Here is a 24705-nt window from a genome sequence, read left to right as displayed (position 1 = left end):
TGACGGCGCAGTCCTTCCCGCACCTGTCCTACTCCCGGCACAACGCCGGAGGCGGCGCGTCTTCGGGCCGGTCAGCCGACTCAGGGGGAGCAGAAGACGCCATGGGCGACCACAGCGACGGCAGGATACCCGACATCAAGATCGCCGATCTGAAGACGACGGCCCCGCATTTCCATACACACAGCTCCGACCTCGCCAAGGCGCTGACCAAGCTCAAGGCCGGTCTGGCGGCGGCCGGTTCGCCGTGGGGTGACGACGAGCAGGGGAAGAAATTCCACGAGCACTACGGCCCGCACGTCAAGAGGATGGAGGCCGCTGCCGGGATTCTCACGCTCGGCCTGGCCAGTATCGAAGCGGCGATGACCGACATGGCCGACGGTCACATCGACAACGAACAGCTGGTCCGCTCGATGTTCAGCAAGATCCGCGTCGCCCCGCACGACGGCGAGGGGACCGCGCGGTGAGCGCAGCCGACAAGGCCAAGGAGATCGTCCAGGACTTGACCGGCATGTGGTGGCCGGACGCCGACGAAGGGGGCCTGCGCGACGCGGCCATGGCCAAGGCCCTCGACCAGTACGCCGACGCCGTCCACAAGGCCGTCAAGCATCTCGAACACGAGCTGGAGAGCGTCGGCGCCACCATCTCACCGGCACCGCCCTCGCGGTCTTCACGCTCGGCATCTCGGAGGGCGCCGCGGCAGCCGCCACCGCCTCGATCCTGGGGCTGTCCGCCACGCTCGGCGTGACCGTGTCCACCGAGATCGCCACCATCGCCGGCACCACCCTCGCCACGGCCGCCATCGGGGGACTCGAGTCCAAGACCGCCGGCATCTCCGCCGCGCACCCGCTGACCCATGCCCTCTTCGGATTCCGCGAGACGCCGGCCGGAAACCGTGAGCCGCTGATGGGTGAGGCCGCCGCCCTGGCCGACGATCGGTACTCGAGGATCGAGTTCACCTGCTGGAAGGGCTACGACCAGTCCCTGACCGGCATCGTGCGCCGCACGGACGAGACGACGCAGAGCATCACGCTGCGCCTCGCCGACGTCCCCGTGCCCGACCGGGAGGAGGCGGTCGCCGCACTGGTGCGCACACTCGACCAGGACGCGGCCGTCTGCCGCGGGTTCGTCATCGACCGAGCCGGCGTTTCGGCCTCCCAGGACTGGGACCGCATCCTCGTCGGCGACGGAGGGCCTTTCACCGTGTGGCCCGACACCGTCGGCATCCTCCGGGACCGCGTGGGCAGCCATCCCGAGCCGGCCGACAGCGAGCCGACCGCTTACGGCCCACTCGACGTGTTCCACCGCGCCTGAACCGTCCGCCGGCGGGACACGCCCGGTGGGGTCTCGTTGTTCCCCGTGTACGGGGCGCGGACGAGGGTGCGGGGCGGTGTGCGAGGCCAGGGCCGGCTGCCGGCCTCGGCCGTTCCCACGTCGTACGCCCTCACGCCGCCCGCGCCGACTCCGCCAGGGCCTCCTCCACCGAGGCCTTCAGGGCGTCGTCGACCTGTGCGGTGTCCGTGGGGACGGACGTGATCACGTGCATCCGCGACCGCCGCCACAGCCACGCCACGTCGCGGCCGAAGGACCACACCAGCAGGGTCAGGGCCAGCAGGACCACCGCGAAGGTCGCCGGCTCGGGCAGGAGGGCGGAGCCGGCCAGCAGCAGGAGGATGCCCTGGAGGGCGGCCACCGTCTTGCGGGCGGTGCTCGGGGGGAGGGGGGCGTTCAGCCAGGGCAGGACGCGGGCGGCGGCGACGAAGGCGTAGCGCATGGCGCCGATCAGCAGGACCCACGGGCCGAGCGTCATGGAGACGTAGACGCTCAGGACCAGGATCAGGAAGGCGTCGACCTCCATGTCGAAGCGGGCGCCGAGCGCCGTGCACGTGCCGGTGCGGCGGGCCACCTTGCCGTCGACGCCGTCCAGGACGAGCGCCACCGCGGTCAGGCCGACCAGCACCGACACCGGCGGCGCGCTCTCGAAGGAGTCGGCGACCAGCGCCGTCACCCCGCCGACCAGGGTCGCCCGGCCGAGGGTCACCCGGTTGGCCGCGCCGAAGGAGCTCAGCCGGGAGCGGTGCAGTGCCCGGGAGAGCACCGCCCAGGTGGCGACGGCGAAGACGAGGCCGGTCACCCAGCCCGCCGGCCCCATGCCGATCGCCGAGCCGAGCAGGGCCAGCAGCAGGATCTGGATGCCCGCTCCCACAGCGGTCTCCTGCTGAGCCGGCCTCGCATCGTAAGTGTTGTTCAGGGCCACCGCACACCCTCCGGCCGAGTGACATAGTCGATCAACGCCGCGTACTGTGCGCGGCCTGTGCACACCTCGGTACGTGAACTGCTTCCCGATCGTTCAGGGAGACTCTGGATGAAAAACTCCGCCCGCGCCTTCTGGCTCAACGCGCCCGGTCATGGCGAGATACGTGAGGTGAGCCTTCCGGACCCGGGCGAGGGAGACGTCGTCGTCCGGGCGCTGTACTCCGGGGTCAGCCGCGGCACGGAGACCCTGGTGTTCCGCGGCGGGGTGCCGGCCGGCCAGTACGAGGCCATGCGGGCGCCGTTCCAGGAGGGCGACTTCCCCGGGCCGGTGAAGTACGGCTATCTGAGTGTGGGGGAGGTCGAGGAGGGGCCCGAGGGGCTGGTCGGGCGCACCGTCTTCTGCCTGTATCCGCACCAGAGCCGGTACGTCGTTCCGGCGAGCGCCGTCACCGTGGTGCCGGACGGCGTGCCCGCCGGGCGGGCCGTGCTCGCGGGCACCGTGGAGACCGCGGTCAACGCGCTGTGGGACGCCGCGCCCCTGGTCGGGGACCGGATCGCGGTGGTCGGCGGGGGCATGGTGGGCTGCTCGGTGGCCGCGCTGCTGGCCCGTTTCCCCGGTGTGCGGGTGCAGCTGGTGGACGCCGATCCGGCCCGGGCGCGGGTCGCCGAGGCCCTCGGGGTCGCGTTCGCGTCACCCGATCGGGCCCTCGGCGAGTGTGATCTCGTCGTGCACGCCAGCGCCACCGAGCAGGGCCTGGCCCGCGCCCTGGAACTGCTCCGTCCGGAGGGCACGGTCGTCGAACTGAGCTGGTACGGCGACCGGCGGGTCACCCTTCCGCTGGGCGAGGCCTTCCACTCGCGCCGGCTGGTCATCCGCAGCAGCCAGGTCGGCACCGTGTCCCCGCGCCGCGCGAACCGGACGTACGGCGACCGGCTCGCCCTCGCCCTCGACCTGCTCGCCGACCCGGCCCTGGACGCCCTCGTCACCGGGGAGAGCGCGTTCGAGGAGCTGCCGGAGGTGATGCCGCGGCTGGCCTCCGGGGAGCTTCCCGCGCTGTGCCACCGGATCAGGTACGAGCGGGGGCGGGGGCGGGGGCGGGGGTGAGCGGGCCGGGGGCCGGGTTCGGTGCGGGGCGGTGCGGGCCTGCGGGTCCGGGTGCGGTGCGGCCGGGGCGATGGTTCGTTCCGGTACTACCGCGCCGGTACTGCAAGAGTGCCTGACCTGAGAAAAGAGTGAGACGGGGCTGAACAACGGGAACCGGTGAGCCGTACTACACGGCATCCCCCGGCAGGTATCGGCCGGGGGGCCAGACGCGCCGCACCTGGAGGGTCGTCCGTTGTTCAGCATCACCGTCCGTGATCACATCATGATCGCCCACAGCTTCCGAGGCGAGGTCTTCGGACCGGCGCAACGGCTGCACGGAGCCACGTTCCTCGTGGACGCGACCTTCCGGCGCGAACAGCTGGACGACGACAACATCGTCGTCGACATCGGGCTGGCCACCCAGGAGCTGGGCGCGGTCGTGAGCGAGCTGAACTACCGCAACCTGGACAACGAGCCCGACTTCGCCGGGATCAACACCTCCACCGAGTTCCTCGCCAAGGTCATCGCCGACCGGCTCGCCGACCGGATCCACAAGGGCGCCCTGGGCGAGGGCGCCAAGTCGCTCGCCGGCCTGACCGTCACCCTCCACGAGTCGCACGTCGCCTGGGCGAGTTACGAGCGTGCGCTGTGACCGACACGACCATCCACCGGGCGCCGGCCGAGGCGGCGCCGTCCCTCGCCTTCGTGCCCGCCCAGCGCGCGGGCCTGGACAACGTCGGGATCATCCCCATGTCCCTGCGCACCGTGCACTTCGTCCTGCCGGGCGGCGTCGACGACCCGGCCACCCCGAGCGGCGGCAACGCCTACGACCGCCGCGTCAGCCTGGACCTGCCCGGCTTCGGCTGGCAGGTCGTGCCGCACGCCGTGGACGGCACCTGGCCCCGGCCCGGGGCGCACGCCCGCACCGAGTTCGCCCGCGTGCTGCGGGAAATGCCCGACGGCGCGGTCGTCCTGGTGGACGGGCTGGTCGCCTGCGGCGTCCCCGAGATCGTCGTCCCCGAGGCCGAACGGCTCCGCCTGGCCGTCCTCGTCCACCTCCCCCTCGGCGACGAGACCGGCCTGGACCCGGCCGTGGCCGCCGAGCTGGACGCCCGGGAGCGCGAGGTGCTGCGGGCGGTGCCCGCCGTCGTCGCCACCAGCGACTGGGCCGTACGCCGGCTCGTCTCCCACCACGGCCTGGCCCCCGAGCGGGTCCACGTCGCCGCCCCGGGCGCCGACATCGCGCCGCTCGCCCCCGGCACCGACGGGGTCTCGCGGCTGCTGTGCGTCGCCGCGGTCACCCCCCGCAAGGGGCAGCACCGGCTGGTGGAGGCGCTGGCCACGGTCACCGACCTGCCGTGGAGCTGTGTCTGCGTCGGCGGACTCACCCAGGACCCCGACTACGTCGCCCAGCTGCGCGCCCTGATCGGCAAGCACGGCCTGCAGGACCGTTTCCACCTGGCCGGACCGCGCTCCGGCGCCGCCCTCGACGCCAGCTACGCCGCCGCCGACCTGATGGTCCTCGCCTCCTACGCCGAGACGTACGGGATGGCCGTCACCGAGGCGCTGGCGCGCGGCATCCCGGTGCTGGCCACCGACGTCGGCGGGGTCCCCGAGGCGGTCGGGCGCGCCCCCGACGGCGGAGTGCCCGGCATTCTGGTGCCGCCGGAGGACCCCGCGGCCCTCGCCGCCGAACTGCGCGGCTGGTTCGGCGAGGCCGACGTACGGCGCCGGCTGAAGGCCGCCGCGCGTGGCCGGCGCGCCGCTCTCGGCGGCTGGGCCGCGACCGCCCGCAGCCTGGCCGGCGTCCTGGGCCGGTTGCCGGAGGAACCCCGGAGGGCGGCATGAGCAGGACGACGACCACCGAGGCCGGCGCCGAGGGGCGCGGCGGCGCCTCCCCGGCCGCTCCGGCCGCTCCGGCCTCCCCGGTCGGCCCGGCCGCTCCGGCGGTTTCCGCGGGGCCTGCCGGACCCGCGATGCCCGCCGGACCCGCGATGCCCGCTGTCGCCGCGGTGCCGGCCGTTCCCGCCCAGCCCGGGCCGCGCGACGTCCCGGACGCGGCGATCCGCGCCACCGAACTGGAGTTGCCCGCCATGACGTCCGCCGCAGATCGCACCGACCGTCTCACGTCCGCCGCCGACCGCGGCGACCACCTCGCGTCCGCCTCCGTGATCCCGGGGGCCGGTCCCGCCGCCCGCCCGGGCGAGCGGGCCACCCTGCGGCTGCGGGATGACGCGCCGCAGGAGGAGCCGCCGCGCTACGCGCCCGAGTGGCTCCAGCTCAGGGAGCCGGCCGACGCGGCCGCGCGGGCCACCGAACTGCTGGACCCGCTGCGCATCCGGCTCGCCAACCTGCCCCAGCTGCACGGCGGGCTCGTCGTGCACGACCTCGGCTGCGGCACCGGGTCCATGGGCCGCTGGCTCGCCCCCCGGCTCGACGGCGCCCAGCACTGGATCCTGCACGACCGCGACCCCTACCTGCTGCACTTCGCCGCCGTGGCCTCGCCGCGCGCGGCGGCCGACGGCAGCCGGGTCACGGTCGAGACGCGACGCGGCGACGTGGCCCGGCTGACCCCGGACGCGCTCGCCGGCGCCTCGCTGGTGACCGCCTCCGCCCTGCTGGACGTCCTCACCCACGAGGAGGTCGCCACGCTCGCCGCCGCCTGCGCGGGCGCCGGCTGCCCGGCCCTGCTGACGCTGTCCGTGGCCGGCCGGGTCGACCTCGACCCGGTCCACCCGATGGACGCGGAGATCACCGAGGCGTTCAACGCCCACCAGCGCCGCGGCGGTCTCCTCGGGCCGGACTCGGTGACGGTGGCCTGCGAGGCGTTCGGTGAGCGCGGCGCGACCGTGCACGTGGTCCCGAGCGCCTGGCGGCTCGGCCCCGACGAGCGGGAGCTGACCGCGCAGTGGCTGCGCGGCTGGGTCGGCGCGGCCGTCGAGCAGCGCCCGGAACTGCGGGAGCGCGCCGACCGCTATCTCGCCGAGCGTCTCGAGGCGTGCGCGGCGGGAGAGCTGCGGGTCGTCGTCCACCACAGCGATCTGCTGGCGCTGTCCCGGCCGACGGGCGGTGCCGCGTGAGCGTGCCGACGGCGGACGCCGGGCTCGTGGACGGCGGGCTCGTGGACGGCGGGCTCATGGCTGCCGGGCTCGGCGTCCTGCCGTCCCCGGCGGCCGGAGCGGAGCCGGACGGCGGTGACGCCGGGGCCCGGGTCCGGGAGGAGCGCGGTGCCGGGGCCCGCGGGCGCGAGCGGCGCGGCCTCGGTGCACTCAGCCGCCGACCGGCCGTCGCGCCCGCCGTCGCGCAGGCCGCCGCGCCACCGGCCGACGCGCCACCGGCCGCGCAGGCCGTCGCGCCCGCCGTCGCGCAGGCCACCGCTCGCGTCGTACCGGCCCCGCGCGGCGTGCGGCAGGTGCCGGAGGTGCCCGAGGTGCCGGAGGTGCCGGAGGCGCGCGGGGCGCGCAGGCTGCTCGCCCCGCTCAACTCCCGCGCCGTACGCACCCACTTCGGCACGGTCGCCGGCGCTGCCATCCTCGCCGTGCTGCTGTGGCGGCTGGGCACCGGCGTCTTCCTGGACGGGCTGCGCCGGATCGACGCCCGCACGCTGGCCGCCGCGCTCGGGATCGGGATGGTCACCACCGTGTTCAGCGCCTGGCGCTGGCAACTGGTCGCCCGGGGGCTGCGCATCCGGCTGCCGCTGGGACCGGCCGTCGCGGACTACTACCGGGCGCTGTTCCTCAACGCGGCGCTGCCCGGCGGTGTCCTGGGCGACGTGCACCGGGCGGTGCGCCACGGACAGAGCGCCGGCGACATCGGCCGCGGGGTGCGGACCGTGGTCCTCGAGCGGGTGGCGGGCCAGATCGCGCTCGCCGTCACCGGGGCCGCGGTGCTGCTCGTCCTGCCCTCCCCGGTCCGGGCCCAGACCCGGCAGCTCGCCCCGCTCCTCGCCCTCGCGGTCGTGGGCGCCCTCGCCGTCCTGCTCGCCCTGCGGATGAACCGCCCCTCCGCGGGCCGCGGGAGGGCCCTGCGCCGTACCCTCGGCGAGATCCGCGAGGGGCTGCTGTCCCGCCGCAACGGCCCGGGCGTCGCCCTGTCCTCGCTCGTCGTCCTGGCCGGCCACGTCGCGATGTTCGTGGTCGCCGCCCGGGTGGCCGGCTCCGGCGCGACGGTGGCCGTGCTGCTGCCCCTGGCGGTCCTCGCCCTGCTCGCCATGGGACTTCCGCTCAACGTCGGCGGCTTTGGTCCCCGCGAGGGCGCCACCGCCTGGGCGTTCGGCGCCGCGGGCCTCGGCGCGAGCACCGGGCTGGCCGTGGCGGTGGTGTACGGGGTGCTGAGCTTCGTGGCCGCGCTGCCCGGCGCCCTCGTCCTCGTCGCCCGCTGGTACACCGGCCTGCGCGCCCGGTCCGCGGGCGGTGTGCGTGCGGAGCCCGTGGCGGGCCCGCCCGCCGGGTCCGCGGCCGGGGCGCCCGCCGGGTGCGCCACCTCCACCGCGGGGGACCGCCCCGCAGCCACCGCAGGGGACCGCCCCGCAGCCGGGGCCGGCGCAGCCGTGAACATCCCGGCCCCCACGAGCCCGGAGTCCGTCCGCCGCGCGGCCCCCGGCGGCGTTCACTCCGGGGAGGCGCCCGCCGGCGAGGACGGCGTGCGCGCACCCGGCTCCGCCGCCGAGGTCAGCAGCGAGAAATACGGGCGGAAGGAGTCGGTCAGACTCGCCAGCAGTTCCGCGCCCTTTTCCGCGGAACCCAGGGAAGGACGGCCGATGACGCCCGATTCGGTATAGGCGGACATTCCGGTGGTGAGCAGATGGCGCCGGTCGTCCGCCACGAAATCGGCGGACTCGTAACCGGCCCGCACCATTTCGGGATGAGCGTGCAGCAGAATGGAGGTCTCGATTTCCCCCGCGTGCATGTCGGTGAGCAGCGAGGTGGCCACCCCGGCCCGCCCCAGGGCCGTCTCCCAGTCCTCCACGGCCGGGAAGAGGGCCATGCGCTCACCGCGCGCGGACGCTTCCTGGACGACGTTGCCGAGCACGTAGTTCCCGCCGTGGCCGTTGACGACCACCAGGGCCTCGACGCCCGAGCGGCGCAGCGAGTCCGCGATGTCCCGTACCACCGCATGAAGGGTCACGGAGGAGATGCTGACCGTCCCGGGCCAGGCCGCGTGCTCGTGCGAGCAGGAGATCGTCACCGGTGGAAGGAGGTGTACGGGGTACGCGTCGGCGATGCGGCGGGCGATGGCACAGGCGACGAGCGTGTCGGTCGCCAACGGCAGGAAGGCGCCGTGCTGTTCGAAACTGCCCACCGGCAGGACCGCGACCCGCGTTGAGAGGTCCGCTCCCCGCGTCCGTACGTCTTGTGTGGTGTCCGCCGGCAATGGACCATGTGCCGTCGGCCGCGTTCCCGAACCACTCATTGTTTTCCGGCCTTTCGTCTCTGCTTAGGATCCAGATCATGACAGAAAACCTCGGCGTACTCGGCAAGAAGACCCCACGGCGCACGGGCGTGGAACGCGTCGTGAATGCCCCGCTGCCCACCGTGTACGGCAAATTCCAGGCGGTCGGCTACATGGACCACGACCGCGGCGACGAACAAGTGGCCCTGGTGCACGGCGACATCGGCGCCGAAGGGGTTCTGGTCCGGCTGCACTCGGAGTGCCTGACCGGCGACGCGTTCGGCTCGCAGCACTGCGAGTGCGGCGACCAGCTCGCCGCCGCGCTGCGCGCCGTCGTGGCCGAAGGCAGCGGCATCGTCGTGTACTTGAGGGGCCACGAGGGCCGGGGCATCGGACTGCTCGCCAAGCTGCGGGCCATGGCGCTGCAGGCGGACGGTCTGGACACCGTGGAGGCCAACCTCGCGCTGGGCCTCCCGGTGGACGCCCGCGACTACGGTGTCGCCGCCCGCATCCTGGACGACCTCGGGGTGCGCTCGGTGCGGCTGATGTCCAACAACCCGCTCAAGCGGGAGGCGCTGGTGCGCCACGGCATCGAGGTCGCCGAGCAGGTGCCGCTGCTGATCCCGCCGTGCGAGAGCAACATCACGTACCTGCGCACCAAGCGGGAGCGGATGGACCACCACCTGCCCCACCTGGACGCGGTGGCCCACCTGTCCTAGCGGGCGCACCGGCGGCGGCGGGCGAGTGGGAGCGGCCGGCGCCCGGCGCGGAACCGCCGCGGCGGCGCGGCCGTACGCGCACAGGGCCTGTCCGGCGCGGCCGTACGCGCACCGGGCCTGTCCGGCGAGGTCGTACCCGCACGGGGTGTGCCCGGCCGCGTACCCTTCGGCACGTCAGACCGCTCCGCGCCGGCCGGTCCGCGGCCGGCGCCCCGCGCCCCGGAGGCCCACCAGGTATGACCGAGCTCCATCTGTGGCTGCGCCACGAGGTCCGCGAGACCGAGCGACGTACCCCGATCGTGCCCCAGGACGCCCGGCGCCTGGTGGCGGCCGGGGTGACGCTGACCGTGGAGAGGTCCCCGCAGCGGATCTTCCCCGTCGAGGAGTACGAGGCGGCGGGCTGCCGCGCCGTCGAGCCGGGCTCGTGGGTGTCGGCGCCGCCCGAGGCGGTGATCGTCGGCCTGAAGGAACTTCCCGACGAGCCCGCCGAGCTGGTGCACCGTCACATCTTCTTCGGGCACGCCTACAAGCGGCAGCCCGGGGCGGCCGCGCTGCTGCAGCGGTTCCTCGCCGGGGGAGGGGCGCTGCTGGACCTGGAGTACCTGGTGGACGACAGCGGGCGCAGGCTGGCCGCCTTCGGTTTCTGGGCCGGTTATCTGGGCGCGGCCCTGGCGGTGCTCCAGCAGCGGGGCCGGCTGGCCGCGCCGCTGACGCCCACGTCCAAGGAGGAGCTGGACGACACGCTGCGGCCCGCCGCCGGTGACGAGGACTTCACCGCGCTGGTGGTCGGCGCGCTGGGCCGCAGCGGACGCGGCGCCCGGGTCGCCTTCGCCGCCGCGGGTGTGGAACCGTCCTGCTGGGACCTGGCCGAGACCCGTGACCTGGACCGCCGGGCCCTGATGGACCACGACGTCATGGTCAACGCGGTCCTGGCCACCAGCCCGGTGCCGCCCTTCCTGCGGGCGGAGGACCTCGACGACCCGGACCGCCGGCTGCGCACCCTGTGCGACGTCACCTGCGACGTCGGCTCCCCGCTGAACGTCCTGCCCGTCTACGACCGCACCACCGACTGGACGCACCCCGTGCGCCGGCTGCACGAGAAGCCGCCGCTCGACCTGATCGCCATCGACAACCTGCCCTCCCTGCTGCCCCGCGAGTCCAGCACCGACTTCTCCGCCGCCCTCCTGCCCCAGCTGCTGGACCCCGGTTTGCTGGACTACGGCGCCGGCGGCCCGTGGGCGCGCTGCCTGGACACCTTCCGCCGGGCCTGCCGCGAGCTGGGACTGGCGGAACGGGGATAGGGCGGGGGCATAACGGGGGCAGCCGAGCCGGAGCCGCAGGAGCCGCGGGAGCCGCCGGGAGACGGAGGAGCCGCGGGGGCCGGGCTCACTCCACGATCGCCTCGTGCAGCAGGCGCTTGAGCTCCGGGTAGAGCCGCAGCGAGGACTTCGGCCGTACCTGGGTCATGAACTGGAAGGTCAGATCGCGTCCGGGGTCGACCCAGAACGTCGTCGTCGCCACCCCGCTCCAGCCGTAGGTGCCGAGGCCGGACGGGGCCTGGGTGCGGGCGGGGTCGACGACGACGGAGACGTTGAAGCCGAAGCCCACGCCGTCGTTGCCGGGTTCGTCGTGGGCGGGACGGCTGCCGAAGGAACGCAGGTCGGCGTTGCCGGGGAGGTGGTTGCGGGTCATCAGGTCCACCGTGCCCGGGGCGAGCAGGCGGGTGCCGTCGAGTTCGCCGCGCCGGCGCAGCATCTCCATGAAGCGGTGCAGGTCGTACGCGGTGGCGACCAGGCCGCCGCTGCCCGAGAGGAACCGCGGGCGGCCGTGCACGGGCAGGCCGGGGATCGGCTCGAGGCCGCCGGCGTCGCTCTGTCCGTACAGCTCGGCCAGCCGTCCCGCCTGCTCGTCCGTGACCTGGAAGCCGGTGTCGGTCATCCCGAGCGGGCGCAGGATCCGTTCGGCGAAGAAGGCGTCCAGCGGCTGCCCGGAGGCCACCTCCACCACCCGGCCCAGGACGTTGCTCGCGACGGAGTAGTTCCACTGCGTTCCCGGGTCGAACTGGAGCGGCAGCCCGGCGTACACCTCCACCGCCTCCGCGAGACCGGCGCCCGGCGGCACGGGGGTGGTCAGGCCGGCCGCGCGGTAGAGGGCGTCGACGGGATGGGTGCGGTAGAAGCCGAAGGTGAGCCCGGCGGTGTGGGTGAGCAGGTGCCGGACCAGGACGGGGCCGGCGGCGGGGCGGGTGACGACCCGGTCGCCGGAGCCGTTCACGTACACCCGCGGATCGGCGAAGGCCGGCAGATGGCGCTCCAGCGGATCGTCCGGCGACAGCCGCCCCTCTTCCATCAGCAGCAGCGCCGCCACCGCCGTGACCGGCTTGGTCATGGAGTAGATCCGCCACAGCGTGTCGCTCTCCACGGGCAGCCCGGCGGCCACGTCCCGCAGACCGCGGGTGGTCAGGTGCGCGACCCGGCCGCCGCGCGCCACCGACACCAGAAACCCGGGGATGCGCCCTTCCTCGACGCACCCCGTCAGATACCGGTCGAGGCGGCCCAGCGCCTTCCCGTCCAGCCCGGCCTCACCCGGCTCGACGTCCTGCCGCAACCGCGCCATCACCCACCTCCGGCCCCTGCCACACCCGGCTCCCGCCGAACCGCACCCGGCTCCCGGCGGATCGGGTCCGGCCCGGCCCGCCCGGCTGCGTGACGGGCCCGCATGCGGCCGCTTCCGCCCCACCACGCGGCGGACTCGCTCCGGCCCGCCCAGCTCCAGCTCCCGGTGGACCCGCTCCGGTCCGTCCCGCTCCTGGGGTACCCGGCGCCCGGCGTACGGGAACCACGGCGGCCCGATTCCCGGCCCGCTGCTCCGGGTCCGATCCTCAGGCACGGCCGGGAAGCCCCGCCTGGAGGCCCGGCCCGGCCCGCGGGCCCGCTCGCGGGGCGGGCCCCTCGCCCCCTTGCCCGTCGCCCCTTCCGCTCAACGCCGCGCGGCAGCGGCGGGCTCGTGGCCTGACGGGTCCAGGCCCGACGGGTCCCCGCCGGCCGTGGCCGCGCGCCCCGGCAGTGCCCGGCCGGCGAGCGCGCCCGCGGCGGCCACTCCGCCGAGGACCACCAGCGGCAGCCCCGCCGGGCCGCCGGACTCCCGCAGGGTTGCCGCCGCGGCGACGCCCAGCGCCGGTCCCGCGTTCATAGCGGTCTGCTGAAGCCCGCCCGCCACACCGGCCGAGGCCACGGCGGCGGTCCGTACGATCACCTGCGTGGCCGCCACCATCGCCGTCCCGAACCCCGCGCCGACCAGCGCGAACCCGCCGCACACGGCGGGAGTGGCGGTCGTCCCCGCCAGGACCAGGACGCCGAGGGCGAGTACGGCCGTCGCCGCGACCGCGGTGCGCCGGGCCCCGTAGCGGCGCAGCCAGACCGGGCACACCGGCGCGGCCGCCACCATCAGCGCGGCCAGCGGCAGGGCGCGCAGCGCGGTCGCCAGCGGTGTGAGGCCGAGGCCGTCCTGGAGGACGTAGGTGGTGACGAACAGCGTGCCGGACAGAGCCGCCGACGCGGCCACCAGCATCCCCAGCGCCGAGGCCACGGCCGTCGAGCCGATGACCTCCTTCGGCAGCAAGGGGTGTGCGGCACGGCGCTCGTGGCGCACGAAGGCGGCCCCCGCCAGGACGGTCACCGCGAGTCCCGGCCGGCTGAGGTGCGGCAGCCCGGCCAGGGTGTGGACCGCCCCGCCGAGGGCGGCGGCCAGCAGCAGCGCGCCGGGCAGCCCGAGCGGCACCCGGGCCGTGGCACGCGGCCGCCCGGGCCGGGGGAGTGCCGTAGCGAGCAGGCCGAACACGAGGCAGGGCCCGACGTTGAGCAGGAACACCGCACGCCAGCCCAGCGCGGTCGCCAGCGCGCCGCCCAGCACTGGCCCGGCCGCCGCCGCCAACGCGATGGCGGCCGTGCGGACGGCGATGGGCACGGCCAGCCGTTCGGGCGGGAACGCTGCCCGCAGCATGCCCAGCGTGGCCGGTTGCAGCAGCGCCCCGCACACCCCCTGCGCCACCCGCAGGCCGATCAGTGAGCCGGCGCCGGGGGCCAGGGCGGCACCGGCCGAAGCGGCCCCGAAGCCGAGCATCCCGGTGACGAACAGCCGCCGGTGCCCGTAGCGGTCGCCGAGACGTCCGGCGAACACCAGCAGGGCGGCCACCGCGACGAGATACCCCGTACTCGTCCACTGCACCTGGGTGAGCGAGGCTCCCAGGTCGTGCTGGAGCGCGGGCTGGGCGACGGTGAGGACCGTGCCGTCCAGGGCGACCACCACCGCTCCGGCGACGCTGCTCGCGAGCGCCACCGTCCGTCGGGAGCTGCCCCCGGCCGTCCGCTCGTCGCTCATCGGCCGGCCTCCTGGCCGAGGTGGGTCTCCAGGACCGTACGCAGCAACGGATCCAGCTCCTGTGCGCCGGTGGCCAGTTGGAGGCTGCCCCAGCTCCACAGTTGTGCGACGCCGTGCAGGTTCGCCCACAACGAGCCCGCCAGCAGGCGGGCGTCGGCGCCGGGGCGGGCGCGGCCCGCCAGGTCGGTCAGGATGGCGAAGAGCGGCAGGCTGGTGTCCCGGAGGCCGAGGTGGCCGCTCTCCAGCAGGTCGTGACGGAACATCAGCTCGTACATGCCGCGGTTGTCCAGGGCGAACTCCAGGTAGGTCCGCGCCAGCCCGGCCAGTCGTGCGCGAGCCGCCGCCGGGGTGTCGTCGGCCGGCTCCCGCCCTGGTTCCCACGCCGGTTCGCCCAGCCGCTCCCGCGTACGCTCGCCCAGCTCGGCGAAGCCGCGGCGTGCGATGGCGGAGAGCAGTTCCAGATGGGTGGGGAAGTAGCGGCGGGGCGCCCCGTGCGACACTCCCGCCCTGCGGGCGATCTCCCTGAGGGTCAGCGCCTGCGCCCTCTCCTGGGCCACGAGTTCCACCCCGACGTCCACGAGCCGCTCCCGCAGCCCCTTCTCCGAGTTGTCCATGGACACTGTCTACCGCCGGCGAGTAGACAGTGTCTACTCGCTTTCCGGTCACTCCGGCCGGCCGGGAATGCGCGGCTTGCCCAGGGCCGTTGGGCCGGGTATGACGACTCACGACACGACGCACGACCCGGCGGCGGACGCCGGGCGCGACCGGAGCCAGGAGGCGCTGCTGTCCCTGCTGGGCGAGGTGCACGGCGGGGTGCTGGTGACGCTGAAGCGGGACGGCCGGCCGCAGTTGTCGAACGTCAGCCACGCCTTCTACCCGGACGAGCGGGTCATCCGCGTCTCGGTCACGGACGACCGGGCCAAGACCCGCAACGCGCGCCGGGACCCGCGGGTGTCGTACCACGTCACCACCCCCGACCGCCGGGCCTACACGGTCGCCGAGGGCACCGCCGAGCTGTCGCCGGTGGCCGCCGGCCCGCACGACGACACTGTCGAGGAGCTGATCCGCCTCTACCGCGACGTCATCGGCGAGCACCCCGACTGGGACGACTTCCGCGCCGCGATGGTCCGCGACCGGCGGCTCGTGCTGCGGCTGCGGGTGGAGCGGGCGTATGGCGTTCCCGAGGGGGCCGGCGGGGGCTAGTCCAGGGCGGCGCCCCCGGGCCGCCCCAGGGCCCGAGGGTGCCGTACGGTTCCGCCCGCGGACCCTCCCCCCGTCGGACACGGACCCTCCCGGCACGGGGAACCTGTCCTCTGCATGCCGGCACACCGTGATCATGTCGGCACACCGTGATCGCTGCCCGCCCGGTCCCGGGCTTCGGCACCGACAGCGGCACCTGGATCGGCACGGGCGTGCCCCGGAGGCCGACGCCCGCCTTCGCCGGGCCCCGCCGCCGCTCGCCCTGGCGGGTCTAACGCGTTCCACGGCTTTGGTAGCGCCGGGGGCATGCGGCGGACTGCCCGTGACCGGAGCCTCGACAACGGGCAGAGGCCTCGATCGCTCCGGCCGATGTGCGGAGGCACCATGGCATACACCGGCACCCCACAACCTCTGACCGTCCTCGCCCAGGGACCGGATGCCGCGCCACCGGTGCTGCCGGAAGCCCACGTCACCGGCGCCGATCCGCTCCTGCTCAGCGGCACGGTCGGGCCCGCCCGGGCCGACGAGCTGGACACCGCCTTCCACGGGGTGAGAGAAGCGCTCGCCGGCCGCCGGATCATCGACGTGAACTCGACGATGAACGGTGGCGGTGTGGCCGAGATGCTGCACCGGCTGCAGCGGTACTCCCGCGGTGCGGGGCTCGACGCCCGTTGGTTCACCATGCGGGGAGATCCCGCCTTCTTCGCCCTGACCAAGCAGTTGCACCACTTCCTGCACGGGGCCGACGCCTCCGGCCCCCCACTCGACCGGGCCGGAGCCGAGCACTACGCGGCCGTCTGCGAGGAAAATGCACGCGCCCTGCTGTCCGCGGTACGGCCGGGAGACGTGGTCACCCTCCACGATCCGCAGGCCGCCGGCCTCGTCGCCCACCTGCGGCAAGCCGGGGCGCGGGTGGTCTGGCGGTGCCATGTCGGCACGGACGACCCCAACGCGTACACCGACCGGGCGTGGGCGTTCCTGCGCCCCTGGCTGGAGACGGCCGATGCCTACGTGTTCTCCCGGGAGCAGTACGTTCCCGGCTGGCTCGCCGGGCGGCGGGTCGCCGTGATCCGGCCGTCGATCGACCCCCTGTCGGCCAAGAACTGGCCCCTGACCCCCTCGGCGGCCGCGGCCATCGTGAGCCGGGTCGGTCTGCGCGCGCCCGCGGACCGGGACGGGCCGGCGGTCTACCGGCGAGGCGACGGTTCGGTGGGCCGGGTACGGCGGAACTCGACCTGCCTGTGCAGCGCCTCGCCACCACCCGCTGACGCGCCGCTCATCGTGCAGGTCTCCCGCTGGGACCCGCTGAAGGACATGGCCGGCGTGCTGACGTCGTTCGCCGAGGCCGGCGACAGCCTGGACGGGGCCCACCTGGCCCTGGTGGGCCCGGATGTCACCGGTGTCACCGACGATCCCGAGGGCGGGCGGGTCTTCGCGGAATGCGAGGCGCTGTGGCACCGGCTGCCGGATCAGGTGCGTGCTCGGGCGCACCTGGCCTGCCTGCCGATGGCCGATTCGGAGGAGAACGCGGTGATCGTCAATGCCCTGCAGTGCTCGGCGGCGGTGGTGACACAGAAGAGCCTGGCGGAGGGATTCGGCCTCACCGTCACGGAGGCCATGTGGAAGGGACGCCCGGTCGTCGCCAGCGCCGTCGGTGGCATCCGTGACCAGATCGAGGACGGAGTCCACGGCATTCTGCTCGACGATCCCAGCGACGGCGTGTCCTTCGCCGCGCAGACGAGCAGTCTGGTGGGTGATCGCTGCCTGGCGGGCGCACTGGGGGCCGGTGCCCGGTGCCGGGTCAGGGACAACTTCCTGGACGACCGTCAACTGCTGCAGCAGATCTCGCTCTACCGGAACGTGGCCCGCGTGTGACCCGGCCGGGTCACATGCGGGCGCTCCCTGCCGGGTCCGGTGCCCCGGGACCCCCTTCCCGGAACGAGAGCAGCGGGACAGGGCGACGAGAACACGAGGAGACAGCTCATGGATTACGAAGACTTCATCGACACGGTGTCCCGGCGTTCCCACGTCCCCCGGGACAAGGCGGAGACCCTCACCCATGCGACGTTGGAGACCCTGGCCGAGCGGCTCACCAAGGGCGAGGCGGACGATCTCGCGTCGGAGCTGCCCAAGCCGCTCAAGACACCCCTCATCTCCCCGACACCGGAGGCGGAGGGCTTCGGACTGGAGGAGTTCGTCGACCGGGTGAGCCGGCGTTCAGGCCTCAGCCCGGACGAGGCCCGCGAGGGAGTGCGTGCCGAACTGAGCACCCTGCGCGACGCGGTCAGCGGCGGCGAGTTCCGTCATGTACTGGCCCAGCTGCCCACGGAGTTCGGCGAGCTCGTCGACGCCAGGGGCTAGGGAGGCGACATGACCGAGGAGACCGGCACGGTCGTCGAGGAAAGCGAACCGGCCCTGCTCACCCCGGCCACCGTCACCCTGGTCGAGGGGCCGACGTTCTGCGTCTCCAGCGCCTCCGGTGACATGGCGGCCGAGGTCCCGCAGGGTCTGTTCTTCCGGGACATGCGGGTCATCTCCGACTGGCAGGTGCGGGTGGACGGCGTCCGCCCGCACCATCTGACCGTGATGTCCCACGACCCCTACCGGACGACGTTCCTGGCCCGCGTGCCACCCCACGGCTCGCAGAGCGAACTGCTGGTGGAGCGCACACGCTACGTGGGTGAGGGGATGCGCGAGGACCTGAAGGTGCGCAACCTGAGCCCACGAGCGATGACCGTGGCGGTGTCCCTGGACATCGGCGCGGACTTCGCCGACCTCTTCGCCGTCAAGGAAAGCCGAGTACGCCGGCAGGGCGAGGTGACGGCCAGGCCCGACGGTTCGGTCCTGGAGTTCGACCTCCGCTCCGGTTCGGCATGGCGCGGCGTACGGGTGGAGAGCGAGGGCGCCCGCGCCCGCCCGGACGGCCTGGACTTCCGGGCCGAGGTGCCGGCCCGCGGCCAGTGGCGCACCACGCTGCTGGTGCGGCCCAGCGTCGACCAGGAGCACGCCGTCGGCGTCTTCCCGGTGGGCGTGGAGCCGGCCGAGTCCGCGCCGGCGCGCCGCCTGCGTGCCTGGCGCGAGAACACTCCGCGCATCACGAAGATCGAGGACCCGGAACTGCACCGGACGATGCGGCGCAGCCTGGAGGACCTGGGCGGGCTGCGCATCTTCGATCCGGCCCACCCGGAGGACACGGCAGTGGCCGCCGGCGCGCCCTGGTTCATGGCCCTGTTCGGCCGGGACTCCCTGCTGTCCTCCTACATGGCCCTGTCCCTGGACCAGAACCTGGCCCTGGGGACCCTGCAGACGCTGGCGCGGGCCCAGGGCCGGGTGGTCGACCCCGCCACCGAGGAACAGCCGGGACGCATACTGCACGAGACGCGCTTCGGCCTGGACTTCCCGCTGGCCCGCGGCGGCGGCAGCGCGTACTACGGGACCGCCGACGCCACACCGTTGTTCGTCATGGTCCTCGGTGAGCTGAGCCGCTGGGGCATATCCCCCGAGGCCGTCGAGGCGCTGCTGCCGAACGCCGACCGAGCGCTCGAGTGGGTCGAGAAGTACGGCGACCGAGACGGTGACGGCTTCGTCGAATACCAGCGCATGACCGGCAACGGTCTGCTCAACCAGGGCTGGAAGGACTCCTACGACGGTGTCAACTTCGCCGACGGCAGCCTCGCCGAGCCGCCGATCGCCCTGTGCGAGGTGCAGAGCTACGTCTACGCGGCCTACGTCGTCCGGTCGCACTTCGCTCACGAGGCCGGTGACCTCAAGGCCGTCGAGCACTGGTGCGGTCGGGCCGCCGCGCTGAAGGAAGCCTTCAACGAGAGGTTCTGGCTGCCCGAGCGGGGCTGGTACGCCGTCGGTCTCGACCGCGACAAGCGCCCCATCGACGCGCTGGCCTCGAACATGGGCCATTGCCTGTGGACAGGGATCGCGGACCGCGACAAGGCCGAGCGGGTGGCCGAACGGCTGCTGTCCCCGGAGATGTTCACCGGCTGGGGGGTGCGCACCCTGGCCACGACGATGGGTGCGTACAACCCGATGAGCTACCACAACGGGTCGGTGTGGCCGCACGACAACGCGATCCTGGCCACCGGGCTGATGCGCTACGGGTTCGTCGACCAGGCCCAGCGGGTGGCCACCGGCATCCTCGACGCCGCCGAGACCTTCGGCGGCCGGCTGCCCGAGCTGTTCTGCGGCTTCGACCGCGGCGAGTACGACGCGCCGGTGCCGTATCCCACCTCCTGCTCCCCGCAGGCCTGGGCCGCCGCCACTCCGGTCCAGTTGATGCGGGCGCTGCTGCGCATCGATCCGTGGATGTCGCACGGCCAGGTATGGGTGGCGCCGGCCTGGCCCGCCCGCTACGGACACCTGTCCATTCACAACATCCCGCTGGCCGGTCGGCGCGTGGAACTGGAGGTCGACGGGGCGTCCACCCGCATCAGCGGGCTGCCCGACGACGTGGAGATCGTGCACCAGCCTCGCCGTCCGCCTTCTCCCGCGCCCAACCACCACGAGCAGCACCCCGGCCCGGACATGCCGTCGGCTCCCGGATCACCCCGAGGGCGGACCCCATGAGCCCGAATGCACCGCTCGACATCACCATGATCACCACGCCCTGGTTCGCCCTGCCGCCCGTGGCCTACGGCGGGATCGAGGCGATGTGCGCCGAGCTGGTCGACGGCCTCGTCGAACTGGGGCACCGGGTGACCGTCATCGGAGTGGGCCGCAACGGGACCAAGGGCCGCTTCATCGCCACGGACGACAGTCCCGCCGGCTCGCAGAGGCTGGGGAACTCCGGCCCGGAGGTCCTGCACGCCGCGCGTGCGGCGCGCGTGCTGCGTTCCCTCGACTCCGATGTGATCCACGACCACAGCACGGTGGGTCCGCTCCAGGCCGGGCAGCGCCGGGCGCCGACCGTGGTCACCGCGCACGGCCCCGTGACCGGGGAGACGGGCCGCTACTACCGGGCGCTCGGCGACACCGTGCACATGGTGGCGCTCTCGCGCGCGCAGCAGGCACAGGCTCCGGACATCCTCTGGTCCGGACAGGTGCACAACGCGCTGCGCACCGCCCACTATCCCTACCGCGACCGCAAGGGGGACCACGTGCTGTTCCTCGGCCGGATCGCCGCGGACAAGGGTGTCCATCTGGCCATCGACGCGGCCCGGGAGGCAGGGCTGCCGATCACCGTCGCCGGCTCCCGCAACGACCCCGCCGAGCAGCCCTACATCGAGGGGGAGCTCCGGCCCCGGACGGGCGATGACGTGCGCTGGGTCGGGGAGGCCGACCAGCGCACCAAGCTGGACCTCCTGGCGAGCGCCCGCTGCCTGCTGTTCCCGATCCAGTGGGAGGAACCCTTCGGGATGGTGATGATCGAGGCGATGGCCTGCGGCACGCCGGTCGTCGCACTCCGCCGTGGATCGGTGCCCGAGATCGTCGAGGAAGGCGTCACCGGCTTCATCTGTGATCACCCCGCCGAACTGGCCCAGGCGATCGGCTCGGTGGACCGGCTGGATCCCGTCGCCTGCCGAGGACGAGTCCACCGTCACTTCGACACCGATCGGATGGCGGCCGCCTACGCCGCCCTCTACCAGCAGCTTCGCTGGGGGCACCAGCACCCGCGCAGCGAACCGGCCGCCCGCATCGTCCCTCTGCTGCGCTAGGGGTCCTCGGCCGGGACATCCGGCGATTCCCGGCGTGGGTGGGCGGCGGTGCGGGCCTCGATGGCCCGCAGGACGGCCACCATGTCCTCCGCGCCGTGCCCGAGCGAGACCGTCTCGCCGAACAGGGTGTGGCACACGTCGAGCAGCGGGGAGGCGATGCCCGACGCGCGGGCGGCCTCGGCGATCAGCCGGTTGTTCTTCAGGACGTCCAGCGCCCCTGCCTGCACCGAGAAGTCCCCCGCCAGCAGCTTGGGCGCCTTCATGCGGGAGACGGCGCTGGCCATCGGGCCCGCGCCCAGTACGTCCAGGAACAGCCGGCGGTCCAGGCCCTGGCGGTCGGCGAAGTGGTACGCCTCGGTCAGCCCGGTCACCAGGGTGATCAGGAAGAGGTTCACCGACAGCTTCATCAGCAGCGCCCCGGGCGCGGGCCCGCACACGAACGTCTCGCGGCACATCGGGGCCAGCAGCGGCCGCACCGCGGCGACGGTCTCCTCGGCGCCGGCCAGCAGCGCCACCAGCTCACCGTTCTCCGCGGGGACGCGCGAGCCGGACACCGGCGCCTCGGCGTAACGCCCGCCCACGCAGAGGACGTCGGCCTCCAGCGAGCGGGAGTACTCCGGTGAGGTGGTGCCCATGTGGACCACCGTCCGGCCGCTCACCCGCGCGGCGAAGCCGGGCCCGCCCCGGCCGAGTACGGCGTCCGTGGCCCGCTCGTCGGCCACCATCAGCAGCACCACGTCCGCCCGTTCGAACACCTCGGCCGCCTCCGCCGCCACCTCGGCGCCGGCCGCGCGCAGCGGCTCCGCTCTCGCGGCGGTGCGGTTCCACACGATGAGACCGGTGCCCGCGCGGGCGAGCCGGAGCGCCATGGGTGCGCCCATGACTCCGAGACCGATGAAGCCGACGTCCATCCCGGGAACCTCCTCACCGCCGGCGCGCGGCGACGCGGTCGTACGGCTATGACGCTCGTCATAGTAGCCGTCCTTATGACCGGAGTCATACGGTGGGAGGCGGCGGAAGCGGGAGGAGAGGGCATGAGCGAGTCCCAGCGGGGGCCGCGCGAGCGGATGGTCTTCAGCGCGGCGCAGCTGATCCGGCGCGACGGCGTGGGCGCCACCGGCATGCGGGACGTCGCCGCCCATGCGCAGGCGCCCCGCGGCTCGCTCCAGCACTACTTCCCGGGCGGCAAGGAGCAGCTGGTCAGCGAGGCGGTGGCGTGGGCGGGGCGGTACGCGGGCCGGCGCGTGGCGCGCTTCGTGGCGGGCATGGCCGAGCCGACGCCGAGCGGCCTGTTCGCCGCCATGGTCCGGCAGTGGACCGAGGAGTACGAGACGGCCGGTTCCCTGGCCGGCTGTCCGGTCGCGGCCGCGACCGTGGACTGCGCCTCCTCCGGGACCTCGGCCCGCGAGGCGACCGGGGCCGCGTTCGAGAGCTGGCGCGGGGCGGTGGCCGGGGCCCTGACCGGGATGGGCGTGCCGGGCGAGCGCGCCGACGCCCTCGCCACGCTGATGATCAGCTCCCTGGAGGGCGCGATCATCATGGCCCGCGCGGAGGGAAGCGTACGGCCCCTGACGACCGTGGCCCGGGAACTCGGACCGCTCCTCGACGCGGCGGTCACCGGCCACGCGAGCCGGGACGCCGCGGGCGACGGCGCCTGACCGGCCCGGCGGGGGCTCAGTCCTCCACTGGCTCAGTCCGCCGGCTCAGTCCGCCGGCGGCTTCGCGGTCAGATAGGCGATCACCAGGTCGCCGAGCATCGTGCGGTAGTGCTCGCGCCGGGCGGGGTCGGCGAGGTCGCGGCCGAACAGGGCGCCGAAGGTGCGCCGGTTGGCGATCCGGAAGAAGCAGAAGGAGCTGATCACCGCGTGCAGGTCGACGGCGTCCACGTCGCCGCGGAACACGCCCGACCGCTGCCCCTCCTCCAGCGTCCGGCGGATCACCTCGAGGGTGGGCGGGCCGATCCTGGACAGGCGCGCGGCGGCCGCCACATGGTCGGCGCCGCGCAGGTTCTGCATGCTGACCAGGCGGATGAAGTCCGGATGCCGCTCATGGTGGTCGAAGATCAGCCCGGCCAGCCGCCGGACGGCCGCGACCGGGTCGAGGTGCTCGACGTCCAGCCGGCGCTCGGCGTCCCGGAGGACGCCGTAGGCCCGCTCGAGGACGGCCGTGAACAGCTGCTCCTTGCCGCCGAAGTAGTAGTAGATCATCCGCTTGGTGGTGCGGGTGCGCGCGGCGATCTCGTCCACCCGGGCGCCGTCGTAGCCGGCCCGTGCGAACTCCTGCGTGGCCACGTCGAGGATGTCCGCACGGGTGCGCGCGGAGTCATGGCCGCGCCCGCCGTGACGTGCCGGTTCGTCGACGCTGGTCATCACGTTCCTCGGGCCGGGAGTGCGGTTGCGGGCTCGTGATTGTAGAACTCGTGAGGGCAGAGGAAGCAGTGGCGGAAGCGGTGGGCCGCACGAGGCGCCAGGACCGGCCGGGGGGCATCGAAGCGGCCGGGTGGCGCCGGGCGGGGGCCCTCGGAACCCCGCCCGGTGCCAGCGGCGCGCGGTCAGTCCTTCTTCGCCGACTCCACGGCGTGGCCGCCGAACTGGTTGCGCAGTGCGGCGACCATCTTCATCTGCGGGGAGTCCTCCTGCCGGGAGGCGAACCGGGCGAACAGCGAGGCCGTGATCGCGGGCAGCGGTACGGCGTTGTCGATGGCGGCCTCCACCGTCCAGCGGCCCTCGCCGGAGTCCTCCGCGTAGCCGCGCAGCTTGTCCAGGTGCTCGTCCTCGTCCAGCGCGTCGACGGCGAGGTCGAGCAGCCAGGAGCGGATGACGGTGCCCTCCTGCCAGGAGCGGAAGACCTCGCGGACGTTGTCCACCGACTCGACCTTCTCCAGCAGCTCCCAGCCCTCGGCGTACGCCTGCATCATCGCGTACTCGATGCCGTTGTGGACCATCTTGGCGAAGTGGCCCGCGCCCACGCTGCCCGCGTGGACGAACCCGTAGGGGCCCTCGGGCTTGAGCGCCTCGAAGACGGGCCTGAGCCGGTCCACGTGCTCCTTGTCGCCGCCCACCATCAGGGCGTAGCCGTTCTTCAGGCCCCACACGCCGCCGGAGACGCCCGCGTCGACGAAGCCGATGCCCTTGGCGCCGAGCTCCTTGGCGTGCCGCTCGTCGTCCGTCCAGCGGGAGTTGCCGCCGTCCACAACCAGGTCGCCGGGTTCGAGCAGGGTCGCCAGCTCGTCGATGACGCCCTGGGTCGCGGCGCCGGCCGGCACCATCACCCACACCGTGCGCGGCCCGTCCAGCCGGCCGACCAGGTCCGGCAGGCCGTCCGCGTCGGACAGTTCCGGGTTGCGGTCGTATCCGACCACGGTGTGGCCGGCGTTGCGGAGCCGCTCCCGCATGTTGCCGCCCATCTTGCCGAGGCCGACCAGGCCCAACTGCATTGCTGCCATGTCAGTTCACTTCCTCAGGGTGCGGTAGGCGGCCACGAGGGCGGCGGTGGACGGGTCGAGACCGGGCACGTCGGCGCCCTCGGTGAGCGCGGGCTCGACGCGCTTGGCGAGCACCTTGCCCAGCTCGACGCCCCACTGGTCGAAGGAGTCGATGTTCCACACCGCGCCCTGCACGAACACCTTGTGCTCGTAGAGCGCGACCAGCTGCCCCAGGACCGACGGGGTCAGCTCGGTGGCGAGGACGGTGGTGGTGGGGTGGTTGCCGTGGAAGGTGCGGTGCGGCACCTGCTCCTCGGGCACCCCCTCCGCCCGCACCTCCTCGGGCGTCTTGCCGAACGCCAGCGCCTGCGTCTGCGCGAAGAAGTTGGCCATCAGCAGGTCGTGCTGCGCCTTGAGTTCCCCGCTCAGCTCGGCCACCGGGTTGGCGAAGCCGATGAAGTCGGCCGGGATCAGCTTGGTGCCCTGGTGGATGAGCTGGAAGTAGGCGTGCTGGCCGTTGGTGCCGGGCGTGCCCCACACCACCGGCCCGGTCTGCCACTGCACCGGCTCCCCGTTGCGCTGCACGGA

General features: G+C 73.9%; 23 protein-coding genes and 2 pseudogenes. 16 read left to right on the top strand and 9 right to left on the bottom strand.

The features are described 5' to 3' along the window. Positions 1 to 101: 101 nt before the first annotated feature. The 3 genes from ACI2LW_RS30940 to ACI2LW_RS30930 are packed head-to-tail and all read left to right on the top strand — an operon-like array spanning position 102 to position 1311. The gene (locus ACI2LW_RS30940; protein WP_404734559.1) at positions 102 to 464 is read left to right on the top strand and encodes a hypothetical protein; all 363 of its coding nucleotides are present in this window, start codon (positions 102 to 104) and stop codon (positions 462 to 464) included. Beyond that, complete coding sequence (locus tag ACI2LW_RS30935) at positions 461 to 745, top strand: hypothetical protein (RefSeq protein ID WP_404734558.1); 285 nt, start codon at positions 461 to 463, stop codon at positions 743 to 745. Before ACI2LW_RS30940 ends, ACI2LW_RS30935 begins: the two co-directional genes overlap by 4 nt. A gap of 2 nt (positions 746 to 747) precedes the next feature. Beyond that, positions 748 to 1311: a hypothetical protein gene (locus ACI2LW_RS30930; RefSeq protein WP_404734557.1), complete on the top strand. Its 564-nt coding sequence runs from the start codon at positions 748 to 750 to the stop codon at positions 1309 to 1311. A 130-nt stretch (positions 1312 to 1441) separates the two neighbouring features. On the opposite strand, the gene ACI2LW_RS30925 is transcribed toward ACI2LW_RS30930, so the two are convergent. Further along, a complete protein-coding gene (locus ACI2LW_RS30925) occupies positions 1442 to 2254 on the bottom strand; it encodes a CDP-alcohol phosphatidyltransferase family protein (RefSeq protein ID WP_404734556.1) in 813 nt (270 codons plus the stop codon). 108 nt (positions 2255 to 2362) lie between these two features. Between ACI2LW_RS30925 and ACI2LW_RS30920 the strand changes: the two genes are divergently transcribed. The 5 genes and pseudogenes from ACI2LW_RS30920 to ACI2LW_RS30900 all read left to right on the top strand — a co-directional run. Continuing rightward, positions 2363 to 3358 carry a zinc-binding alcohol dehydrogenase gene (locus tag ACI2LW_RS30920; protein WP_404734555.1) on the top strand — a complete coding sequence of 332 codons (996 nt, stop codon included), beginning with the start codon at positions 2363 to 2365 and terminating at the stop codon, positions 3356 to 3358. Between the two features lie 232 nt (positions 3359 to 3590). Next, on the top strand, positions 3591 to 3989 hold the full coding sequence (locus tag ACI2LW_RS30915) for a 6-pyruvoyl trahydropterin synthase family protein (protein WP_404734554.1): 399 nt from the start codon (positions 3591 to 3593) through the stop codon (positions 3987 to 3989). Further along, positions 3986 to 5185, top strand: coding sequence for a glycosyltransferase family 4 protein (locus tag ACI2LW_RS30910; protein WP_404734553.1), 1200 nt, complete (start codon positions 3986 to 3988; stop codon positions 5183 to 5185). The genes ACI2LW_RS30915 and ACI2LW_RS30910 overlap by 4 nt, the downstream gene beginning before the upstream one ends. 245 nt (positions 5186 to 5430) lie before the next feature. Further along, positions 5431 to 6417, top strand: coding sequence for a methyltransferase domain-containing protein (locus ACI2LW_RS30905; protein ID WP_404734585.1), 987 nt, complete (start codon positions 5431 to 5433; stop codon positions 6415 to 6417). Positions 6418 to 6473: 56 nt separating this feature from the next. Then, positions 6474 to 7634, top strand: a pseudogene (locus ACI2LW_RS30900) (YbhN family protein); the annotation flags it as partial. A gap of 311 nt (positions 7635 to 7945) precedes the next feature. Here ACI2LW_RS30900 and ACI2LW_RS30895 read toward each other — a convergent pair. Then, the gene (locus ACI2LW_RS30895) at positions 7946 to 8749 is read right to left on the bottom strand and encodes a creatininase family protein (RefSeq protein ID WP_404734552.1); all 804 of its coding nucleotides are present in this window, start codon (positions 8747 to 8749) and stop codon (positions 7946 to 7948) included. 38 nt (positions 8750 to 8787) lie between these two features. Here ACI2LW_RS30895 and ribA point away from each other — a divergent pair, with 38 nt between their 5' ends. Both ribA and ACI2LW_RS30885 read left to right on the top strand, forming a co-directional pair. Next, positions 8788 to 9447 (top strand): GTP cyclohydrolase II, encoded by a 660-nt coding sequence (gene ribA / locus ACI2LW_RS30890; RefSeq protein WP_404734551.1) that lies wholly within the window; start codon positions 8788 to 8790, stop codon positions 9445 to 9447. A gap of 236 nt (positions 9448 to 9683) precedes the next feature. Further along, the gene (locus ACI2LW_RS30885) at positions 9684 to 10748 is read left to right on the top strand and encodes a saccharopine dehydrogenase (protein ID WP_404734550.1); all 1065 of its coding nucleotides are present in this window, start codon (positions 9684 to 9686) and stop codon (positions 10746 to 10748) included. 85 nt (positions 10749 to 10833) lie between these two features. On the opposite strand, the gene ACI2LW_RS30880 is transcribed toward ACI2LW_RS30885, so the two are convergent. The 3 genes from ACI2LW_RS30880 to ACI2LW_RS30870 form a co-directional block, all read right to left on the bottom strand. Continuing rightward, positions 10834 to 12063, bottom strand: a complete 1230-nt coding sequence (locus tag ACI2LW_RS30880; protein WP_404734549.1) for a serine hydrolase domain-containing protein — start codon at positions 12061 to 12063, stop codon at positions 10834 to 10836. Between the two features lie 363 nt (positions 12064 to 12426). Further along, entirely contained in the window at positions 12427 to 13827 is a 1401-nt protein-coding gene (locus tag ACI2LW_RS30875) for an MFS transporter (RefSeq protein WP_404734548.1), read from the bottom strand. Beyond that, complete coding sequence (locus ACI2LW_RS30870; protein ID WP_404734547.1) at positions 13824 to 14441, bottom strand: TetR/AcrR family transcriptional regulator; 618 nt, start codon at positions 14439 to 14441, stop codon at positions 13824 to 13826. The genes ACI2LW_RS30875 and ACI2LW_RS30870 overlap by 4 nt, the downstream gene beginning before the upstream one ends. A 100-nt stretch (positions 14442 to 14541) precedes the next feature. Between ACI2LW_RS30870 and ACI2LW_RS30865 the strand changes: the two genes are divergently transcribed. From ACI2LW_RS30865 to ACI2LW_RS30845, 5 genes are all read left to right on the top strand, one after another. Continuing rightward, entirely contained in the window at positions 14542 to 15030 is a 489-nt protein-coding gene (locus ACI2LW_RS30865) for a TIGR03618 family F420-dependent PPOX class oxidoreductase (protein WP_404734546.1), read from the top strand. A 381-nt stretch (positions 15031 to 15411) separates the two neighbouring features. Then, positions 15412 to 16902: a glycosyltransferase gene (locus ACI2LW_RS30860; RefSeq protein ID WP_404734545.1), complete on the top strand. Its 1491-nt coding sequence runs from the start codon at positions 15412 to 15414 to the stop codon at positions 16900 to 16902. A gap of 108 nt (positions 16903 to 17010) precedes the next feature. After that, positions 17011 to 17388, top strand: a complete 378-nt coding sequence (locus ACI2LW_RS30855; protein ID WP_404734544.1) for a DUF2267 domain-containing protein — start codon at positions 17011 to 17013, stop codon at positions 17386 to 17388. Between the two features lie 9 nt (positions 17389 to 17397). Continuing rightward, complete coding sequence (locus ACI2LW_RS30850; protein ID WP_404734543.1) at positions 17398 to 19605, top strand: glycogen debranching N-terminal domain-containing protein; 2208 nt, start codon at positions 17398 to 17400, stop codon at positions 19603 to 19605. After that, positions 19602 to 20693: a glycosyltransferase family 4 protein gene (locus tag ACI2LW_RS30845; RefSeq protein ID WP_404734542.1), complete on the top strand. Its 1092-nt coding sequence runs from the start codon at positions 19602 to 19604 to the stop codon at positions 20691 to 20693. Before ACI2LW_RS30850 ends, ACI2LW_RS30845 begins: the two co-directional genes overlap by 4 nt. Here the strand turns inward: ACI2LW_RS30845 and ACI2LW_RS30840 are convergent. Beyond that, positions 20690 to 21835 carry an NAD(P)-dependent oxidoreductase gene (locus tag ACI2LW_RS30840; RefSeq protein ID WP_404734541.1) on the bottom strand — a complete coding sequence of 382 codons (1146 nt, stop codon included), beginning with the start codon at positions 21833 to 21835 and terminating at the stop codon, positions 20690 to 20692. The genes ACI2LW_RS30845 and ACI2LW_RS30840 overlap by 4 nt on opposite strands. Between ACI2LW_RS30840 and ACI2LW_RS30835 the strand changes: the two genes are divergently transcribed. Then, positions 21728 to 22351: a TetR/AcrR family transcriptional regulator gene (locus ACI2LW_RS30835; protein WP_404734540.1), complete on the top strand. Its 624-nt coding sequence runs from the start codon at positions 21728 to 21730 to the stop codon at positions 22349 to 22351. The genes ACI2LW_RS30840 and ACI2LW_RS30835 overlap by 108 nt on opposite strands. 45 nt (positions 22352 to 22396) lie before the next feature. Here the strand turns inward: ACI2LW_RS30835 and ACI2LW_RS30830 are convergent, their stop codons facing one another. The 3 genes and pseudogenes from ACI2LW_RS30830 to ACI2LW_RS30820 form a co-directional block, all read right to left on the bottom strand. Then, positions 22397 to 23062, bottom strand: coding sequence for a TetR/AcrR family transcriptional regulator (locus ACI2LW_RS30830; protein WP_404734539.1), 666 nt, complete (start codon positions 23060 to 23062; stop codon positions 22397 to 22399). Between the two features lie 182 nt (positions 23063 to 23244). Beyond that, on the bottom strand, positions 23245 to 24129 hold the full coding sequence (gnd, locus tag ACI2LW_RS30825) for a phosphogluconate dehydrogenase (NAD(+)-dependent, decarboxylating) (RefSeq protein WP_404734584.1): 885 nt from the start codon (positions 24127 to 24129) through the stop codon (positions 23245 to 23247). A gap of 15 nt (positions 24130 to 24144) precedes the next feature. Beyond that, positions 24145 to 24705: pseudogene (locus ACI2LW_RS30820) on the bottom strand (glucose-6-phosphate isomerase); the annotation flags it as partial.

This window comes from Streptomyces sp. NPDC004065 (assembly GCF_044903565.1).
Taxonomy (GTDB): domain Bacteria; phylum Actinomycetota; class Actinomycetes; order Streptomycetales; family Streptomycetaceae; genus Streptomyces.
This window is presented reverse-complemented; position numbering and strand designations above follow the sequence as displayed.